Annotated in this window: 16 protein-coding genes; 1 reads left to right on the plus strand and 15 read right to left on the minus strand. The window is 68.4% G+C overall.

Annotation, left to right across the window (positions count from 1 at the left end):
* Nucleotides 1-4,706 precede the first annotated feature (4,706 nt).
* A complete protein-coding gene (locus LAO51_18855) occupies nucleotides 4,707-5,537 on the plus strand; it encodes a thrombospondin type 3 repeat-containing protein (GenBank protein MBZ5640802.1) in 831 nt (276 codons plus the stop codon).
* A 66-nt stretch (nucleotides 5,538-5,603) separates the two neighbouring features.
* On the opposite strand, the gene LAO51_18860 is transcribed toward LAO51_18855, so the two are convergent.
* The 15 genes from LAO51_18860 to LAO51_18930 form a co-directional block, all read right to left on the minus strand.
* Nucleotides 5,604-6,107 carry a GNAT family N-acetyltransferase gene (locus LAO51_18860; GenBank protein MBZ5640803.1) on the minus strand — a complete coding sequence of 168 codons (504 nt, stop codon included), beginning with the start codon at nucleotides 6,105-6,107 and terminating at the stop codon, nucleotides 5,604-5,606.
* A 20-nt stretch (nucleotides 6,108-6,127) separates the two neighbouring features.
* Entirely contained in the window at nucleotides 6,128-7,948 is a 1,821-nt protein-coding gene (locus LAO51_18865; GenBank protein ID MBZ5640804.1) for a serine hydrolase, read from the minus strand.
* A gap of 152 nt (nucleotides 7,949-8,100) precedes the next feature.
* The gene (locus LAO51_18870) at nucleotides 8,101-8,481 is read right to left on the minus strand and encodes a CPBP family intramembrane metalloprotease (GenBank protein MBZ5640805.1); all 381 of its coding nucleotides are present in this window, start codon (nucleotides 8,479-8,481) and stop codon (nucleotides 8,101-8,103) included.
* Nucleotides 8,421-8,951, minus strand: a complete 531-nt coding sequence (locus LAO51_18875) for a hypothetical protein (GenBank protein MBZ5640806.1) — start codon at nucleotides 8,949-8,951, stop codon at nucleotides 8,421-8,423. The genes LAO51_18870 and LAO51_18875 overlap by 61 nt, the downstream gene beginning before the upstream one ends.
* A gap of 60 nt (nucleotides 8,952-9,011) precedes the next feature.
* Nucleotides 9,012-9,560, minus strand: a complete 549-nt coding sequence (locus LAO51_18880; protein ID MBZ5640807.1) for a GNAT family N-acetyltransferase — start codon at nucleotides 9,558-9,560, stop codon at nucleotides 9,012-9,014.
* Nucleotides 9,561-9,685: 125 nt separating this feature from the next.
* A complete protein-coding gene (locus LAO51_18885; protein MBZ5640808.1) occupies nucleotides 9,686-10,528 on the minus strand; it encodes a CPBP family intramembrane metalloprotease in 843 nt (280 codons plus the stop codon).
* Entirely contained in the window at nucleotides 10,512-11,357 is an 846-nt protein-coding gene (locus LAO51_18890; GenBank protein MBZ5640809.1) for an isocitrate lyase/phosphoenolpyruvate mutase family protein, read from the minus strand. Before LAO51_18890 ends, LAO51_18885 begins: the two co-directional genes overlap by 17 nt.
* 40 nt (nucleotides 11,358-11,397) lie before the next feature.
* A complete protein-coding gene (locus LAO51_18895) occupies nucleotides 11,398-12,327 on the minus strand; it encodes a cysteine synthase family protein (GenBank protein MBZ5640810.1) in 930 nt (309 codons plus the stop codon).
* 11 nt (nucleotides 12,328-12,338) lie between these two features.
* Nucleotides 12,339-12,746: a RidA family protein gene (locus LAO51_18900; GenBank protein ID MBZ5640811.1), complete on the minus strand. Its 408-nt coding sequence runs from the start codon at nucleotides 12,744-12,746 to the stop codon at nucleotides 12,339-12,341.
* A 271-nt stretch (nucleotides 12,747-13,017) separates the two neighbouring features.
* Nucleotides 13,018-13,551 carry a hypothetical protein gene (locus LAO51_18905; GenBank protein MBZ5640812.1) on the minus strand — a complete coding sequence of 178 codons (534 nt, stop codon included), beginning with the start codon at nucleotides 13,549-13,551 and terminating at the stop codon, nucleotides 13,018-13,020.
* A gap of 112 nt (nucleotides 13,552-13,663) precedes the next feature.
* On the minus strand, nucleotides 13,664-14,131 hold the full coding sequence (locus LAO51_18910; protein ID MBZ5640813.1) for an SRPBCC family protein: 468 nt from the start codon (nucleotides 14,129-14,131) through the stop codon (nucleotides 13,664-13,666).
* A gap of 223 nt (nucleotides 14,132-14,354) precedes the next feature.
* Entirely contained in the window at nucleotides 14,355-14,750 is a 396-nt protein-coding gene (locus LAO51_18915; GenBank protein ID MBZ5640814.1) for a DUF1801 domain-containing protein, read from the minus strand.
* A gap of 74 nt (nucleotides 14,751-14,824) precedes the next feature.
* On the minus strand, nucleotides 14,825-15,253 hold the full coding sequence (locus LAO51_18920; protein MBZ5640815.1) for a hypothetical protein: 429 nt from the start codon (nucleotides 15,251-15,253) through the stop codon (nucleotides 14,825-14,827).
* Entirely contained in the window at nucleotides 15,244-15,666 is a 423-nt protein-coding gene (locus LAO51_18925) for a HigA family addiction module antidote protein (GenBank protein MBZ5640816.1), read from the minus strand. The genes LAO51_18920 and LAO51_18925 overlap by 10 nt, the downstream gene beginning before the upstream one ends.
* A 15-nt stretch (nucleotides 15,667-15,681) precedes the next feature.
* Nucleotides 15,682-15,972 carry a type II toxin-antitoxin system RelE/ParE family toxin gene (locus LAO51_18930; protein MBZ5640817.1) on the minus strand — a complete coding sequence of 97 codons (291 nt, stop codon included), beginning with the start codon at nucleotides 15,970-15,972 and terminating at the stop codon, nucleotides 15,682-15,684.
* Between the last annotated feature and the right edge of the window lie 351 nt (nucleotides 15,973-16,323).

Below are 16,323 nucleotides of genomic sequence, written 5' to 3' on the forward strand. Positions count from 1 at the left end.
TGAACGGCGCCGACCGCGTGACGATCGACGGCCTGAACTCGGGCGGCAACAGCCTGGAGATCACGAACAGCAGCACGACCAGCGGCGCGGCGGTCGTTGCTCTCGCGTCGCTCGGCCTGGGGCAAGGCGCCACCAACGACACGATCCGCAACCTCACGATCACCGGCGGCGCGAACACCTCGGGAATCTACGGGATCTCCGTCGGCGGCTCGACGGCCGGGACGAACGGCGACGACAACGACGGCAACACGATCCGGGGGAACGCGATCACCAAGGTGTACTACGGGATCTACGCCAGCGGGACGGCGGCGACGTCCTCGGGCGGCATCGATTCGCTGGTGGTGGACGGCAACGTCGTCGGCCCGGCGAGCTCGGGGACGGGCAACATCGGCTTCGCCGGGATCTGGCTGCAGAACGCCGTGAGCCCCGCCGTCACAGGCAACACGGTGCGGAACCTCTCGGCGACCGTCGGGTCCGCCGGAGCCATCTACCTGAACAGCAACGTCGGCGGCGCCACGGTCTCCCAGAACACGATCACGAGCGTGACGTCGAGCGCGTCGGCGAGCGGCACGGCCTCGATCACCGCGTTGTACCTGGGCAGCGGCGTGACGGGCGCGACGGTGGCGAGGAACGGCATCCAGACGGTCGCGAGCACGACCACCTCGGGGTACGGCGCCCGGGCCATCATCGTGAACACCGGCGTGGCGTCGAGCAACATCACGATCGCCAACAACGTCATCACGGATGTCTACTGTTACCAGGACGCATCGGCCATTTACTGGCCGATCGGGATCGACCTGGACGGCACCACGGGCGGGGTCAGCGTGTATTACAACTCCGTCAATCTCTTCGGCGCCCACGCCGGCTACTCGAGCAACACCGCCGGCGGGGCCGCGGCGGCGCTGTTCGTGAACACGACCGGCACGAACCTCGACATCCGCGACAACGTCCTCTCGGACAGCTACGACAACTCGACGTCGACCGGCGACAAGGCCTACGCCGTGTACTCGGTCGCCGCGAACACGGTCTATTCGAGCATCAACTACAACGACTACTACGCGTCCGGCGCGACCGGCGTGCTCGGGTACCTCGGCGCGGACCAGACGACCCTGGGGGCGTGGCAGACGGCGACCGGGAAGGACGGGAACTCGATCTCGGCCGCCCCGCTGTTCAATTCGGCGACGGATCTCGCGCCGCAGCTCGGCTCGCCGGTGCTCGGAGCCGGCACGCCGGTCAGCGTGACGGTGGACTTCACCGGCGCCGCGAGGAGCGGGAGCACTCCGACGATCGGTGCGTACGAGCTGCCGACCGATTCCTCCGCGCCGAGCATCGCCTACACCGCGCTGGGCAACACGACCAGCACGTCGGACCGCGTGCTCGCGATCTCCGTCACGGACGCCAGCGGCGTGCCCACGTCGGGGATCGGCCTGCCCGTCCTGTACTTCCGCAAGGGGACGACCGGCGCGTACGCGTCGAGCCAGTGCCCTTACGTCAGCGGAAACACGTACGACTGCACCTTCGCGTACGCTTCGGTGGGCGGCGTGGTCCCGGGGGACACGATCCAGTACTTCGTGGCCGCCCAAGACACCGCGACGACGCCGAACGTGGGGGCGTACCCCGCCGCGGGCGCGGCCGGGTTCACCGCCAATCCGCCGGCTGCGAGCACCCCGCCGACGACACCGAGCAGCTACATGATCGCGGTGGTGTACGCCGGCACCAAGACCGTCTGCGCGTCCGGTTGCGATGCTGACTCGCTGACCAACACCGGCGGCGTGTTCGACAGGATCAACAACGGCGTGCTGAACGGGAACACGACGATCGAGATCGCGGGCGACCTCACGGCCGAGACCGGCACCGTCGCCCTGAACCAATGGGCGGAGGAAGGGGTCGGCGGCTACACGCTGACGATCGTGCCGACCGGCGCGCCGCGCACGATTTCGGGAACGAGCGCGACCGGCCTCATCAAGCTGAGCGGCGCGGATCGGGTCACGATCGACGGGTCGCTTTCCGCCGGGACGGACCGCAGCCTGACGATCACGAACACGAACGCCGGCACGACCGCGACCGTGATCTGGATCGCCAGCGCGTCGGCCAGCAACGGCGCGAACTTCGACACGATCAAGAACTGCATCGTCTACGGCACGGGCTCCACCACGGTCGTGGGGATCACCGCCGGCAGCGGGACGACCCTCGGCGGCGCGGGCGAAACCGCGAACTCGAACGACACGATCCAGAACAACCTGATCTACGCGGCGCAGAACGCCGCGTACATCTACGGCAACGCCACGACCTTGGACCAGAACTGGCTGATCACCGGCAACACGTTCGGGTCGACCACGACGGCGGACAAGCTGGGCTTCCGCGGCATGTTCATCGGCGACGCCCAGAACTTCACGATCAGCCAGAACACGATCATGGGCGTGACGCTCGCCTCGACGAGCACGTCGACCGGCATCCAGGTTTACGGCGTGGTGAACGGCGGATCGATCACGGGCAACGGGATCAGCGACGTCAAGAACACCAACACCGGCGGGTACGGCAGCAACGGAATCTACCTGACCGCGACGTCGACGGCCTCGAACCTGATCGTCGCCAACAACGTGATCACGGACATCGCGTCCTACGGCTACAGCGGCGCGACCTACGCCGACAACGGCTGGGGGATCGTGGTCCAGTCCGGCGGCGGCTATGAGCTCTACTACAACTCGGTGCGCATGACGACCAGTCAGACCTCGGCGACCGGCATCACGGCGGCCGTCAACATCTCGAGCAGCATCGCGACGGCGGGCTCGCTGGACATCCGGGACAACGTCTTCGCCAACGACGAGACGGTCGGTACCCGCTACGCGATCTACTGCGCGGCGGCGAGCACCGTCTTCACCGACATCAACTACAACGACTACTGGCCGGGAGCCGGCGGGACGCTGGGTTATCTCGGCAGCGCTCGGGCGACGCTCGCGGCATGGCAGACGGCGACCGGTAAGGACCTGAACTCGCTCGACGCCGACGCGCTCTTCACCTCGACGACCGACCTGCACTTGACGTCAGGATCGCCGGTCATCGCGATGGCCACGCCGATCGCGGCGGTCACGGTCGACGCCGAGGGGAAGGCGCGCAACGCGACGACGCCGACGATGGGGGCGTATGAGTTCGGCTGCACCGGGGACGAGGACTGCAAGGACGAAAACGTCTGCACGGACGACGTCTGCCTTTCTGGGCTCTGCGTGCACACGAACAACACCGCGCCGTGCGACGACGGCAACCTCTGCACGAGCAACGACACGTGCGCGAGCGGCGTTTGCGTCGGCGGCACGCCGACGACCTGCAACGACAACGACCCCTGCACGACCGACTCCTGCGTGCCGGCCACCGGCCAGTGCCAGTACGTGGCGGTCGTCTGCGACGACGCCAACGCTTGCACGGACGACGCCTGCCAGGCGGGCGTCGGGTGCGTCTACACGCCGAACGATTCCAACCCGTGCAGCGACAACAGCCTCTGCACGGATGGCGACCACTGCACCGCCGGAACGTGCGTCGGCACTCCCAAGGACTGCAACGACGCCAACGCCTGCACGAACGACGGCTGCACTCCGGCGACCGGCGTCTGCACCCACGTTTACGCCGCGAACCCCTGCGACGACGGGAACGCCTGCACCACCGGCGACGTCTGCGGTCCGCAGCCCGGAACGGGTCTGACCGAGAACTTCGACGGCGTGACGGCGCCGGCCCTCCCGTCGGGGTGGACCACGACCGGACCCACCGGCGACGTGTTCACCACCGTGACCACCTTCAGCGACACCGCGCCGAACGCGGCGTGGGCCGCCGACAGCGCCGTCGTCTCCGACAAGGCGCTGGTCTCTCCCACGTTCAGCGTGGCCTCGGCGACGGCCCAGGTCACCTTCAAGCACCGGTACGACCTCGAGTCGGGCACCAGCACTTACTTCGACGGGGCGGTGCTCGAGATCTCCATCGCCGCCGGCGCGTTCCAGGACATCCTGGCCGCGGGCGGCAGCTTCGTGACCGGCGGGTACGTCGGCACGATCTCCAGCAGTTACGGGAGCCCGCTGGCGGGCCGGTCGGCCTGGAGCGGCGCGAGCAGCGGATTCGTGACGGTCACGGTCAATCTCCCGGCGGCGGCCGCCGGTCAGTCGGTCCAGCTCCAGTGGCGCGTGGCGACCGACGAGAGCTTCGGGTACACCGGCTACTGGGTCGACTCGATCGCGGTCTCCGATCCGGTCTACGTCTGCCAGGGCGGTCCGGCGCTCAACTGCGACGACGGCAGCGTCTGCACGGTCGACTCCTGCAACCCGGTGAGCGGCTGCGTCAACGCGCCGGGGAACGTCGGCTCGATCTGCCGCGGCTCCGCCGGCGACTGCGACCTGCCCGAGGTCTGCGACGGCGTCAACGCGGCGTGTCCTCCTGACGCCCTCGCCCCGCCGAGCGTCGAGTGCCGCGTTCCGGCGGGTGTCTGCGACGCTCCCGAGTTCTGCACCGGAGCGAGCGCGGCCTGTCCCGCCGACCTCAAGAGCGTCGGGGTCTGCCGGATCGCGACGGGCCTCTGCGACGTCCCGGAATCCTGCGACGGCGTCGGGAACGACTGCCCGGCCGACCTCTTCGCGGGACCCGCGACCGAATGCCGCGGAGCGGCGGGCGTCTGCGACGTCGCCGAGTACTGCACCGGCGCCGGACCGGCCTGTCCCGCCGACTTGAAGAGCACGGCGACGTGCCGGGCGGCGGCGGGCGTTTGCGACGTCGCGGAGGATTGCGACGGCGTGAGCAACGACTGCCCCACGGACCTCTTCGCCCCGTCGAGCCTCGAGTGCCGGCCCTCCACCGCGCCGTGCGACCCGGCGGAGAGCTGCACCGGGTCGGCCGCCGACTGCCCGGCCGACCTCGCGAATCAGAGCAACCCGGTGGGCAGCAGCGTGGCGCTGAGCCACAACAAGTCCACCGGCACCACCACGGTCGCCTGGACCGAAGCCGAGGCCGGGCCGTTCAACGTGTACCGGGGCGTAAGAGCGGCTGGAAGCCCCTTTGGCTACAACCACACCTGCTTCGACCTGGGCGTCCCGGGGCCGAGCGTCACCGACACGGACACCCCGGCGGTCGGCCAGGTGTTCTACTACCTCATCTCTCGCAAGGACCCCGCCTGCAGCGAGTCGAGCCTCGGGCAGCGGAGCAACGGAACCGAGCGGCCGAACGCCAGCCCGTGCGGCGGCAAGACGATCGCCGACGTGGATCGGGACGGCATCCCGGACGTTCTGGACAACTGCCCGAAGGCCGCGAACGCCGATCAGCTCGATGCCGACGGCGACGGCCACGGCGACGCGTGCGACAACTGCCCGGCGGTGTTCAACCCCGACCAGAGCGACAACGACGGCGACGGGATCGGGGACGTCTGCGATCCCGACACGGACAACGACGGCGTACCCAACGACCTGGACAACTGCCCGGCGGTCTACAACCCCGACCAGAGCGACGCCGACGGCAACGGCGTCGGGGACGCCTGCGAGCCGCCCGTCGAGGGCGCGAGGTAGGCGGGACGCGTCGGATCACGAAGCGCAAGGAAGCCGGAGGGGGCCGTGAGGCCCCCTCCGGCTTTTTCACGTGCGCCGGACGCTCGGGCGGCTGAGGCTCTTCCCCATGCAGACGCTGAGCGGGGAGGCGAGGTACTCTCCGAACCTCGGAATCTGCGCGAAGCCGGCGCTCGCGTAGAGCGCCAGGACCTCCGGCTGCCGCCCACCCGTCTCGAGCACGAGCCGCGCGACGCCGAGCCGCCGCGCCTCCGCCTCGATCTCGCCGAGGATCGCCCGTCCCACCCCGCGGCCGCGATGGGCGGGCACCACGTACATCCTCTTGACCTCGGCGGTCTCTTCGTCGAGGCACCGGACCGCTCCGCAGCCGACCGGCTCGTCGCCGAGGTAGGCCAGGAAGAAGGCGCCCCTTCCCGGCTCGACCTCCTCGACGTCCAGCCGGAAGTGGTTCGCTCCGGCTTCGGGATAGATCGGCGCCAGCTCGTCGTTCAGCGCCGCGATCAGCCGGCGGGCGACGGGGGACCCGAGATCCCCGCGACGGATCGCGGCGCGTCCTTCCGGTCCCTTCTCCATGCGCGCACCCTCGACCCTGGCTATCTTCGCACGAAGGTGAATTCTCCCGACGCGTCCCTCTGCTTGAGCGCCTGGACCTGCCCTCCCTCGACGACGAACTCGAAGACGACATCGGAGAAGTCCTTGATGCGGAACGTCAAGCCCTTGTACGGGATCAGCTCGGCGTCCGGCTGGCCGGGGAACACCAGGAACAGGCTCCCGTTGTCCCTCTCGGCCACCTGGAACTTGAATCCCGTGGGGGTCTCGTAGGTTCCCGCCAGCTTCTCGAGGAGCTTGGGATCGAGAGTCTCGGGCCTCCGCGTGAACGCCACCTCGCCCTCGTCGAGGGACATCACGGCCCTGTCCACGTCCCCCTGCGGGTTGGTCCCGAAGTTCACCGACCACTTGCCGTAGCGCTCGTCGTCCGGCGTGTCGAACCGGTCGTAGTGGAAGTGGGTCATCGGGAACTTCATCTTGTGGAAGTCGAACTGGAGCTGGCCGTCCGCGAGCCCGATCCTGAGCGAGCCGTAGGCGGGATGCTCGTAGGTGGCCGCGTAGGCCGAGAGGGGATGGGAGGGCTCCGTGCCGGCGACCCGGTCGGCGCCCGCCTTCGATCGCGCTTCCGTTCCCGCCTTCTTGCCCTTCAGCCTGGACTCGAGAAGCCGCTCGCTCCAGGGCGTCGGGTCCATGCCCAGGAGGCGCTCGTAGACGTGGTAGCTGATCGTGTTGTAGAGGCTGGCGCAGTGATCCCCGATGACGAAGACGATGACCCCGACGTGCTCCAGGGGCATGTACGAGACCTGGGAGTGGAAGCCGTCGAGGTCGCCCCCGTGGAAGGCGAGGAGGTGCCCGCGGTACGACCCGGTCCAGCGGCCCATGCCGTACGCCTCGTTCAGGAGCTCCCAGTATCCGCGCGTCTCGCCGAGGGTGTTGGGCATCGCGACGGCCGGCTCGAGCGTGGCCTTGAGGACATCGGACGGCAGGACCTGCTTGCCGCCGTACTTCCCGTCGTTCATCAGGGCGATGAGCCAGTGCGACATGTCGTCGATGCTGGAGATGATCGCGCCGCAGGGCGCCATCCCCGCGGTGTCCTCGTAGTAGGGGATGTGGTAGATCTCGAAGGAGTCGCGCTTCTCCGTGTATCCCACGCCGAAGGCGGGCCGTTTGACCATGTCCGACACCGAATAGAGGGTGCTGGCCATGCCGAGCGGCTCGAGGATGCGCTCGCGGACGAACGCCTCCCAGGTCTTCCCGGACTGCAGCTCGATCAGGTACCCCGCGGCGGTGTACATCATGTTGTTGTACAGGAAGATCGTCCTGAGCGGCTCCTTGGGCTCCATGTACTTGAGCTTGCCGAAGAGCTCCTTCCGCGAGTCGTCCGCCTGGTACCAGATCATGTCGTGACGGGTCACGCCGGTCCGGTGGGAGAGCATGTCGCGAAGCGTGACGCTCGAGTTCAGCAGGTCGTCGTGGAACCGGATGGCGGGGACGGACTCGCGGACCGGCTTGTCCCAGGTCAGCTTCCCCTCGTCCACCAGGAGGCCGGCGGCGACCGCGGTGAAGAGCTTCGTGTTCGACGCGATCTGGAAGAGCGTCGCCGGCGTGAACGGCAGCTTCTTCTCGTAGTCGCGGTAGCCGTACCCCTTCGCGAACACGAGCTTGTCCCCGACCACGATGCCGACGCCGATGCCCGGCGCGTTCCAGTCCTTGAGGACCTTCTCCATGTACGCGTCGAAGCCGGCGAGCTTCGCCGCGACGTCCTTGTCCTGCGCCACCGTGCCCGGTCCCCAGGCGAGCGCCGCGATGCCGACGGCCAAGATCCACACGAGCGCCCGCTGCCGGTTCAGCCTCCATCCCGACATGACCCGCATGACGGTCCCTCCCATCTTGTGATTCTCCCTGCCGCCCCCGGTCTCGTGGTCACGGAACGTCCTCCGGGACCCCCGGCGTCGGCCAGTGGAGACGGTGTGCCATACCCTCCGCGGGGAACGCCGCGTCGATCTCGTCGGGCGCCTCACCGGACGTCCTCCGCGCGGGCTCGCGCCTGCCGGCGCCAGCGCCGCCAGGCCACGAGCGCACCGATGCCCGCGAGTGAGGCCACGATCCCGGCGAGCCCCGCCTCCGGTCCGAACGCTCCACCGGTCAGGAACGACGGGCCCCCCTGCCGGATACCGATCAGGCTCGCCCCTTCCTTGTCGCCGCTGACGGGGAACCCGAAGACGGCCCCCTGGACGAAGTTCCAGGCCATGTGGACCCCGATGGCGGTCGAGAGCCGGCCCGTCACCAGGACCGCCGCGGCCAGGAAGACCCCGATGACGAAGATCCCTACGGCGCTCAGGATACTCGCGTTGTCGTTGAAGGCGTGCAGCGAGGCGAAGATGGCGGACGAGGCCACGATGCCCCAGGGGAGCGTGAGGCCCTCGGCGCCAGGCCCAGAGAGACGCCGGCGGCGTTCGGAACCATCGTGCCGGTGATCGTCACCCAACCGACCGCGTACTCGAGCGCGAAGACCAGCGCCATGACCGACGCGCCGAGCAGGAAACCGGCGCCCAGGCCGAGCCACCAAGCGCGATCGAGGCGCACGCCGAAGTCCGAGAAGGGGCGATGGTCCAGCCACCTGCCGGCCAGCCCGACGCTGGCGACAACGGCGGCGGCGAGGAGCGGCCCGACGAGCATGTTGATGATCCGGTCGTATCCGGCGTGCGTTGACCCCGGCAAGAACCATCCCCGCCGGTGCAGCGCGGTGAGGGGCTCCGCGACGGCCAGGATGGGGACGAGCGCGAGGCCCGTCATGAGGCCGGCCTGCGCGAGCAGGCGCCAGAAGGCCCGCAGCCTCCGCTCGGTCGCGTTCCAGAAGAACGTCACTCCTGGAAATACGGCCGCCGCCCCCCCTGGGTTCCCTTCCGCGGCGCCGCCCGCCTCGAATCAGCCGCGGGACGGAGCACCGTCCCCCGCGGCCTCGGCCCCCGTGACGACGTAAGCGTACAGCATCTGGTCGATCACGCGGCCGTCCTTGATCGCGCTCCGACGCATGCGGCCTTCGCACACGTACCCGGCCTTCTCGAGCACGCGGAACGAAGCGGGGTTCCACTCGTACGGCACGGCGTACACGCGGGTCAAGTCGTGGGTCCCGACGGCGTGGGCCGTGACCGTCCTGAGGGCTTCGGTCATGATGCCGCGCCCCCAGAAGGGCTCCCCCAGCCAGTAGCCGATCTCCGCGGAGACCCGCTCGACGTCCTCGTGAAGCGTGAAGCCGATGCCGCCCACCGCCGCCTCGTCGACGGCGACGGCGAAGCTCGTCTCCGGGACGGCGGCGAGAGCCGCCTCGATGAACGCGCGGGCGTGGGCGAGGGTGTAGGGGTGGGGGAACCGGTCCCGGAGGTTGATCCACACCTTACGGTTGTCGGCGTGGATGGCCAGCGACGCGGCGTCGTCCTCACGGTAGGACCTCACCTTGCACTTCGCGAGCCGCATCTCGATCATCGGGATCGATTCTCCTGAGGGACGGCGCAGGGTCGAGCGGCGAGCACCTCCCTCGCATTCTCTCGCAAGAACGTGCGGACGGATAGCGGCCGGCGCTGGGTACTTGGAGCGCCTCGTCAGGCGGCGTCGGGGTCGGACAGCCGCGAGATCCGCGTCGTCGCGCTGACCGCCCTGAGCCGGCCGAACGCGAGGATCGCGATGCCCGAGGCGACGATCGCGCCGGCGATGCTCAGCGCGACCGCTGGCGCGGTGCGCGGCCCGGACAGGTGAATCAACGACGACCGCAGGCCGAACGCGACGACGTCGCCGAGAAAGTGGAGCGCCAGTGCCGGAAGAATCGACTGCGTGAGGTACGAGAGAAGACCGTAGACGACGCCGGCCGCGGCGTAGATGGGCGCCGCGCGAACCAGAGCGGGGATGCCGTGGGTCGCGTGGATCAGGACGAACGCGACCGTGCTCGCGGCGATCGCCGCCGTGGGACCGAAGCGCCGCTCCAGCGGCGCCTGCATGAAGCCGCGAAGGCCTCCCTCTTCGCCGATCGCCGTGGCGGCCGAGCTGACGACGACGAACATGAAGAGGACCGCGGCCGGCAGGGTGGCTTCGCGGCCGGGCGGGGTTTCGCCTCCCAAGCCGCCGAATGCGGCGAACAGAAGCCACAGGCAGGCGATCGCGGAAACGCCGGCGAGCAAGGACCAGAACGATTCCGCTCCGGTGAGCCAACGCGCTCTAAAGCGGCTCCGTCGGACGCCGGCCGTCGTCGCCGGCCGACCCCGACCGCTCAAGTAGGCGACGGCGAGCCCGAGGTAGATCAGGCCGATCGGGATCGCCCACGGGACCCGGGGCGAGAGATGGAGATTCGCCCCCGCGACGACGGACCACGGCATCGTGACGAAGGCCAGGACGAGCAGTCCGATCAGCAGATGGCGGACGGTGGCCCAGACGTCAATCAGCGTCGGCATGTCGATCCGCGGAAAAGACGGCATTCAGCTCGGCGAAGGGGGCCGCTCCGTCGAACCCCTCGAAGCTGCCCCTCTCGGCGATCGCCCTTGCCGCCCGAATGAAGCCGCCCCAGGCCGTTCGCGCGAGCGCCGAACCCACGCTGATCCGCCGCACGCCGAGGTCGGCGAGGTCCGCGACCGTGAATCCGATGTTGGCCGTGACGATGGCGTTGACCGGCTTCGGCGCCACGGCGCGCACGATGGCGCGGAGCTCCTCCCGTGTCCGCGGTCCCGGCGCGAAGAGGACGTCGGCCCCCGCCTCGGCGTACGCCGTCAGCCTGCGCAGCGCATCCTCGAGCGGCTCGGGACGGCCCGTAAGGTAGCTTTCGGCCCGAGCCGTGAGCAGCACCGGGGCCCCCTTGGCGGCGATCGCGTCACGCGCCGCCCGGATCCGTCGCACGGCGAAGGACAGCTCGTAGAGCTGACCGGGGTCCCCGGTGGCGTCCTCGATCGACAGCCCGGCGACACCGGTGTCGACGCACAGCGCGACGTTCGCCGCGACCCCCTCGGGGTCGTGCGCGTACCCGGACTGGAAATCGGCGTTGACGGGCAGATCGGTCGCGGCGACGATCTCCGCGACGTGGGCGAGGACGACGTCCCGCGGCGATCCCCACACGGTGTCGGCTTGCCCGCGCGTGAACTGGAAGCCGGCGCTCGTCGTCGCCAGCGCGCGAAAACCGAGGTGGCGGAGGAAGCGCGCGCTTCCGACGTCCCAGGGATTGGGAATGACGAAGCAGCCGGACTCATGGAGTTTGGCAAACGACGCTCGCCGATCCCCGATGCTGTCCATCAGCCGATCCCTCCACAGCTCCGGCGCATGGCCGGGCCGCTCACGCGCCCGCGAAGAGGTCCGTGCTCAGGTACCTGACCCCGGAATCGACGATCAGCGTGGCGACCGTGGCCTCAGGACCCAGCTCGCGGGCCAGCCGGACGGCCGCGACCACGTTCGCGCCGGATGACGGACCCGCGAAGATGCCTTCCTCGCGCGCCAGGCGCCGGGCCATGGCTCGGGCGTCGCCCGAGGTGACGGTGTCGATGGCGTTCACGAGCTCGGGCTGCCAGAGCGGGGGAATGAACCCGATCCCGATCCCTTCGATCTGATGCGACCCGGAAACGCCTCCCGACAACACGGCGGATTCCGCCGGCTCGACGGCCACGATGCGGATGCGCGGCTCGTGCGACCAGAGGGCTCGCGTCACGCCGTGGATCGAGTGCGCCGTGCCGACCGAGTGCACGAACGCGTCGAGGCGTCCGTCCGTTTGTCGCCAGAGCTCCTCGCCGAGGGGGAGGTAGCCGGAGACGGCATCATGGTTGTCGAGCTGATCGCAGTGCCAGTGCCCGGGACGCCGCCCGAGGTCGGCCGCGGTACGGATCATCTCTTTGATCAACGCTCCCGTGATCCGTCGGTCATCGCTCGGCACCTCCGTGACGCGAGCGCCGAACGCCTGCATCATGAGGCGTTTCTCGCGGCTGAAGGCGTCGGAATAGACGATCTCGAGCCGGTACCCCTTCGCCGCGCAGACCAGCGCGAGGGAGATCCCGGTGGTGCCCGAGGTGTATTCGACGACCGTGCCTCCCGGGGACAGATGGCCTCGCGCTTCCGCCCGCTCGATCGCGGCCCGGGCCATTCGATCCTTCATGCTCCCGGTCGGATTGGTCCATTCGAGCTTCGCGACGACCCGGGCGGCCCCCCGGGGCACGACGCGCTTGAGCTCGATCAGCGGCGTGTTCCCGATCGCGGCCAGGACATCGGTCCCCATCGCCCCCACGCTCACGCCACCTGGCCGCCCGCTTCCGTCTCGACGACGGCATCGGCCTCGAGCTCCACGAGCCAGTCCGGATCGATGAAGCGCGAGACCTGCATGATGGTGTTCGCGGGACGGATCGAGCCGAAGAACTCGCCGTGCACCGACGCCACGGCCTGCCAATCCTCGATTCGGGTGAGCAGGGTCCGCGTCCGAACGACCTGCTCCAGCGACGCGCCGGCCCGCTCCAGCGCCTCTTTGATGATCTCGAGGCAGCGACGGGCCTGCGCAGTCGGGTCTCCTTTTCCGACGGTCCGCCCGTCGGGTCCGAGCGGGGCGGTTCCCGACACCGCGATGATCGGCCCGACGCGAACCGCACGGGAGATCCCGACGCGCGGCTCGTACGGGCTGCCGCTCGATATCAAGCGTCTCATGTGCGCGCTCTTCCTCGCGAGTGTAGCCGGTCGGCCCGACGACGGCCACCACCGGCGCACCTTCGCGCAGTACCTCTCGTAGTCGTCGCCGAAGGTCTTCCGCAGGGTCGGCTCCTCGACCAGCACGACGAAGAAGTGCGCCAGCACGAGGAAGCCGCCCGCGTACGCCCAGAGGACGCCGGTCATGCCGACCTCACACGCGCCAACGCCGACACGGCCGGAAACGCTCGATGACCAGGAACGGCATCTCTCGAGGTCCCCGCTGCCGATGTCAGCTCGACATCTTCCGAGAGGGTGGGACCCAGGACGGCGGCGCCTCAGGCCAGACGTCGTCCGGGCTGACGGGATCGGCCTGCTCGGGAGCCAGTCGCGCCGCGTCGATATCGGCCAGGACGAAATTCTCCGGCGGCACCGGAGAGCCTGCGAGCCGCCGTAGCAGAGCCAGCTGCCCGGCGTGGGTCATGGCGTCCGCCAACGGCCCTTGGAGCAGCCGTTCCGGCGTCATCCCCTCACGCAGGCGGGAGCCGGCCTCGAGGTGTCGGGCCAGCTCGCTCAGCATCCCGTGGAACCGACCGATCTCATCCGCCAGAGACGGAAGCGGCTCAGGCCGGTAGGTGCCGCCCGTGAAGAAGGTGCGCGCGTAGCCCAGGACGCTGGTCATGTGGCACACCAGCTGCGACGGGGTCCTCACGCCGTCCGCCGCGCGGAACGAGCCGAAGTCGGGAGGGGCGTCCCTCAGCGCCTTCTGGGTGCGATAGGCGAGGGCGGCGAGAAAATGGCGAACCAGCTCGTGCTTCTCGTCCATGGCCCCTCCGGGTGAGGCGTCGCAACGCTCCCGCTCAGCCGCGGCTGGCGAATGCCGTCATGAATACGGGTCGCGCTGAGACGGAGCCGTTCCGCGAGCTTGGGCGCGCTCGTCAGGCGCCGCCTTCGACGTGCGCGTCGGGGTTGTGATCCGCAACAAGGCGGAGCTCGACGCCGTGCTCCAAGAACGCCTTGCAACCTGCAAGGGCATAGCTGAACCCCCCCATGGAATCGACGGCCTGGGCGACCTTCTCGTCGTCACTTCCCGTGAACCCCGACGCGATGATGCTCACGTAGGTGGTGCCGTCGGGCCGCTGGGTGAAGATCCACTCGACGGGGGTCGGCCATTCGATCAGGATCCGGCGATTCACCTCGAGCGCCCTGACCACGACGTCGGCCGAGACGCCGTACATGTCCCAGGTCCACCTGACGCGCGCGCCCTGTTCGAGCCTCCCGCTGCCCCGCGTGAACCAGAACCGGCGGGTCACGGCGGGATCGACGAAGGCGTTGAAGACCTCGGCGACCGGTTTGCGAATGCGCATTCCGGTTCGCGCGATGGGTGCGGATTGAAGTGGCATCATCCCTCCTCGGCCCTATGTACCCGCGGCGCCGACCGATGCGCGTCCGACGCTGGCCAGCAGCTTCACGGTCATGATACGACGAGCCCGAAGAGAAACACGAGGTACCGGACCCGGAGGACGCCACGGATCGGAGCAGCGATCGAGCAAGCGGCGCCGCGGGACCCCGTGGGCGGGGAGGAAGAGCTTCTCTCGGGATGTGTCGTCAGCGTCGCGCTTCGCGTGCCTATCCTGAACGGGACGCGTTCAGCGTCACGGCCGCGCGAATGAGAGCCTTCAATGCCTCCTCGTCGATCTTCTCGCCCTCGTGGAAGTCGATGGCACGCCTGGTGTTTCCATCGAGGCTGGAGTTGAAGAGGCCTGATGGGTCCTGAAGTGCGGCCCCCTTGGAAAAGGTCATCTTCACGACGTTCTTGTACGTCTCGCCGGTGCAGATCAATCCGTCGTGAGACCACACCGGAACCCCTCTCCACTTCCACTCCTCGACCACCTCGGGGTCGGCTTGCTTGATCAATGTGCGGAGCCGGGAGAGCATCTTGCCCCGCCAGTCGCCCAGCTCCTTGATCCTCTCGTCGATCATCCGAGAGGAAGACTCTCCTTTCTGGGATCCGCTCTTCATGATGATGTTTCTCTCATTCCGTTCCTCTTGCGTCTCGCGGCTCACGTGGGGCATCACAGGGCTCCGACAGATGGGGCTCACGGCTCAAGTTGGGCATGATGGGAGTCCACCAGGTGTGCTAGTTGTAGCCACCAGGAATAGTCGAAACGGTCCACGTCGGGTTTGGACAAGAAGACGCCAAGGTAGCCACCGTCGAGGTAGGTCGTAGCGACGCTTAACCCTTGCGGCCACTTCCCGCAGAGATCGAGTCTGACAGACGATATCGGTCGTTCGCTGTACAGAATGATCGGCACCAGCAGGTTGGCCCTGAGATCGGCCAGGTCCTTTTCTGCCGCAAGACCTGCGCAGTCCGTCGTGAAGACAGGGAGTGGAAAGACCTTCAACTCGGCCGCAGGAACATAGTGGATCTTCGCTGCTTTCAGTTCGCTGGCCGACAGCGGAGACGGCTCCCCACCGAGCGCCTGAGTGACGGTGAGGGCAGCCAAAACCAGCGCACCTACCCGCATAGCATCTCCAGTGCGCCTAACGCCCCGCGTAACGCGCGGGCCGGACGGGCGCGACGCGTGCGCAGTTTGCAAGCGCCGTGACCGGCTGGACCGTCGCGTTCACGCGCGTTAGCCGGACCGTCACGCTGCCCCGCCTTTCGGAGTCGCCGCACTGCCCGAGGCGGCCGGCTCTGCGCCAGATCGAAGGTCGCCTGCAAATTGAGCCAGAACTCGGGTGTCGTATCGAACGCTTGGGCAAGAAGCCAGGCAGTATCAGGCGTCACGCCGCGCTTCCCTCGGACGAGCTCGTTGACGCGCTGAACCGAAACGCGGATGTGCTCCGCGAGCGCGACCTGAGTGACCCCGAGCGGAGTCAAGAACTCCTCTTGGAGGACTTCCCCAGGATGAGTGGGCGTACGGTGCGAAGGGATCATCGTACCCTCGTCGATTCAGTGGTAGTCCACAAGTCGAACCTCGTATGCGTCGGATCCGGTCCACTGGAAAACCAGTCGCCACTGGTCGTTGACCCGGATGCTGTGGAACCCGGTCAGGTCGCCGTGAAGTACCTCGAGGTAGTTGCCGGGAGGTGAACGAAGATCACCGAGCGTCCTGGCGGCGTTGAGCATGTCGAGCTTCCGGACCGCGACCCTTGCAACGTCCTGCGGAAGCCGCCGAGCTTGCTTCGAGGGCCGTCCATGGAAGAGCGCTTCCGTGGCCTTGTCCCCGAAGGATACGATCATGCGCGGTCATCCTCATGCAATACTATACGCCTTTCACGGGGGCCGTGCAATCGTGTAATTCTCGCTGCCTTCGGTTCCGGCTAACGCTCGCGATCAGTTGCGGGCTGGGTTGGCGCGACGCGTGCGCAAGCACGACCCCTGACAGCGTGGGCCGGCAGCTTCAGCCGGTGGTTAGCCCGGACTATTCATGAAGCGGTCCGACGTGGTGACCATGGCGGGTTTCGCACCTCGTGATGTCGTCCCAGTTCGCAGTCGCAGAGAGTGTAGCGCGGACGGAGACCGTGGGGAGGGAGTTTTCGTTGGCGTTCAGGCCGAGTGGGGACACGTCGCCACCGGTCGCAGAGGATTCGA

It is taken from the genome of Terriglobia bacterium, from assembly GCA_020073205.1.
Lineage (GTDB): Bacteria > Acidobacteriota > Polarisedimenticolia > Polarisedimenticolales > JAIQFR01 > JAIQFR01.

Bases quoted from the DNA above. Each gene is read 5' to 3' on its own strand.
- LAO51_18910 (MBZ5640813.1), bottom strand. From the start codon at position 14,131: ATGATGCCACTTCAATCCGCACCCATCGCGCGAACCGGAATGCGCATT.
- LAO51_18905 (MBZ5640812.1), bottom strand. From the start codon at position 13,551: ATGGACGAGAAGCACGAGCTGGTTCGCCATTTTCTCGCCGCCCTCGCC.
- LAO51_18890 (MBZ5640809.1), bottom strand. From the start codon at position 11,357: ATGGACAGCATCGGGGATCGGCGAGCGTCGTTTGCCAAACTCCATGAG.
- LAO51_18865 (MBZ5640804.1), bottom strand. From the start codon at position 7,948: ATGTCGGGATGGAGGCTGAACCGGCAGCGGGCGCTCGTGTGGATCTTG.
- LAO51_18880 (MBZ5640807.1), bottom strand. From the start codon at position 9,560: ATGCGGCTCGCGAAGTGCAAGGTGAGGTCCTACCGTGAGGACGACGCC.
- LAO51_18920 (MBZ5640815.1), bottom strand. From the start codon at position 15,253: ATGCGGGTAGGTGCGCTGGTTTTGGCTGCCCTCACCGTCACTCAGGCG.
- LAO51_18885 (MBZ5640808.1), bottom strand. From the start codon at position 10,528: ATGCCGACGCTGATTGACGTCTGGGCCACCGTCCGCCATCTGCTGATC.
- LAO51_18925 (MBZ5640816.1), bottom strand. From the start codon at position 15,666: ATGATCCCTTCGCACCGTACGCCCACTCATCCTGGGGAAGTCCTCCAA.
- LAO51_18900 (MBZ5640811.1), bottom strand. From the start codon at position 12,746: ATGAGACGCTTGATATCGAGCGGCAGCCCGTACGAGCCGCGCGTCGGG.
- LAO51_18930 (MBZ5640817.1), bottom strand. From the start codon at position 15,972: ATGATCGTATCCTTCGGGGACAAGGCCACGGAAGCGCTCTTCCATGGA.
- LAO51_18895 (MBZ5640810.1), bottom strand. From the start codon at position 12,327: ATGGGGACCGATGTCCTGGCCGCGATCGGGAACACGCCGCTGATCGAG.
- LAO51_18860 (MBZ5640803.1), bottom strand. From the start codon at position 6,107: ATGGAGAAGGGACCGGAAGGACGCGCCGCGATCCGTCGCGGGGATCTC.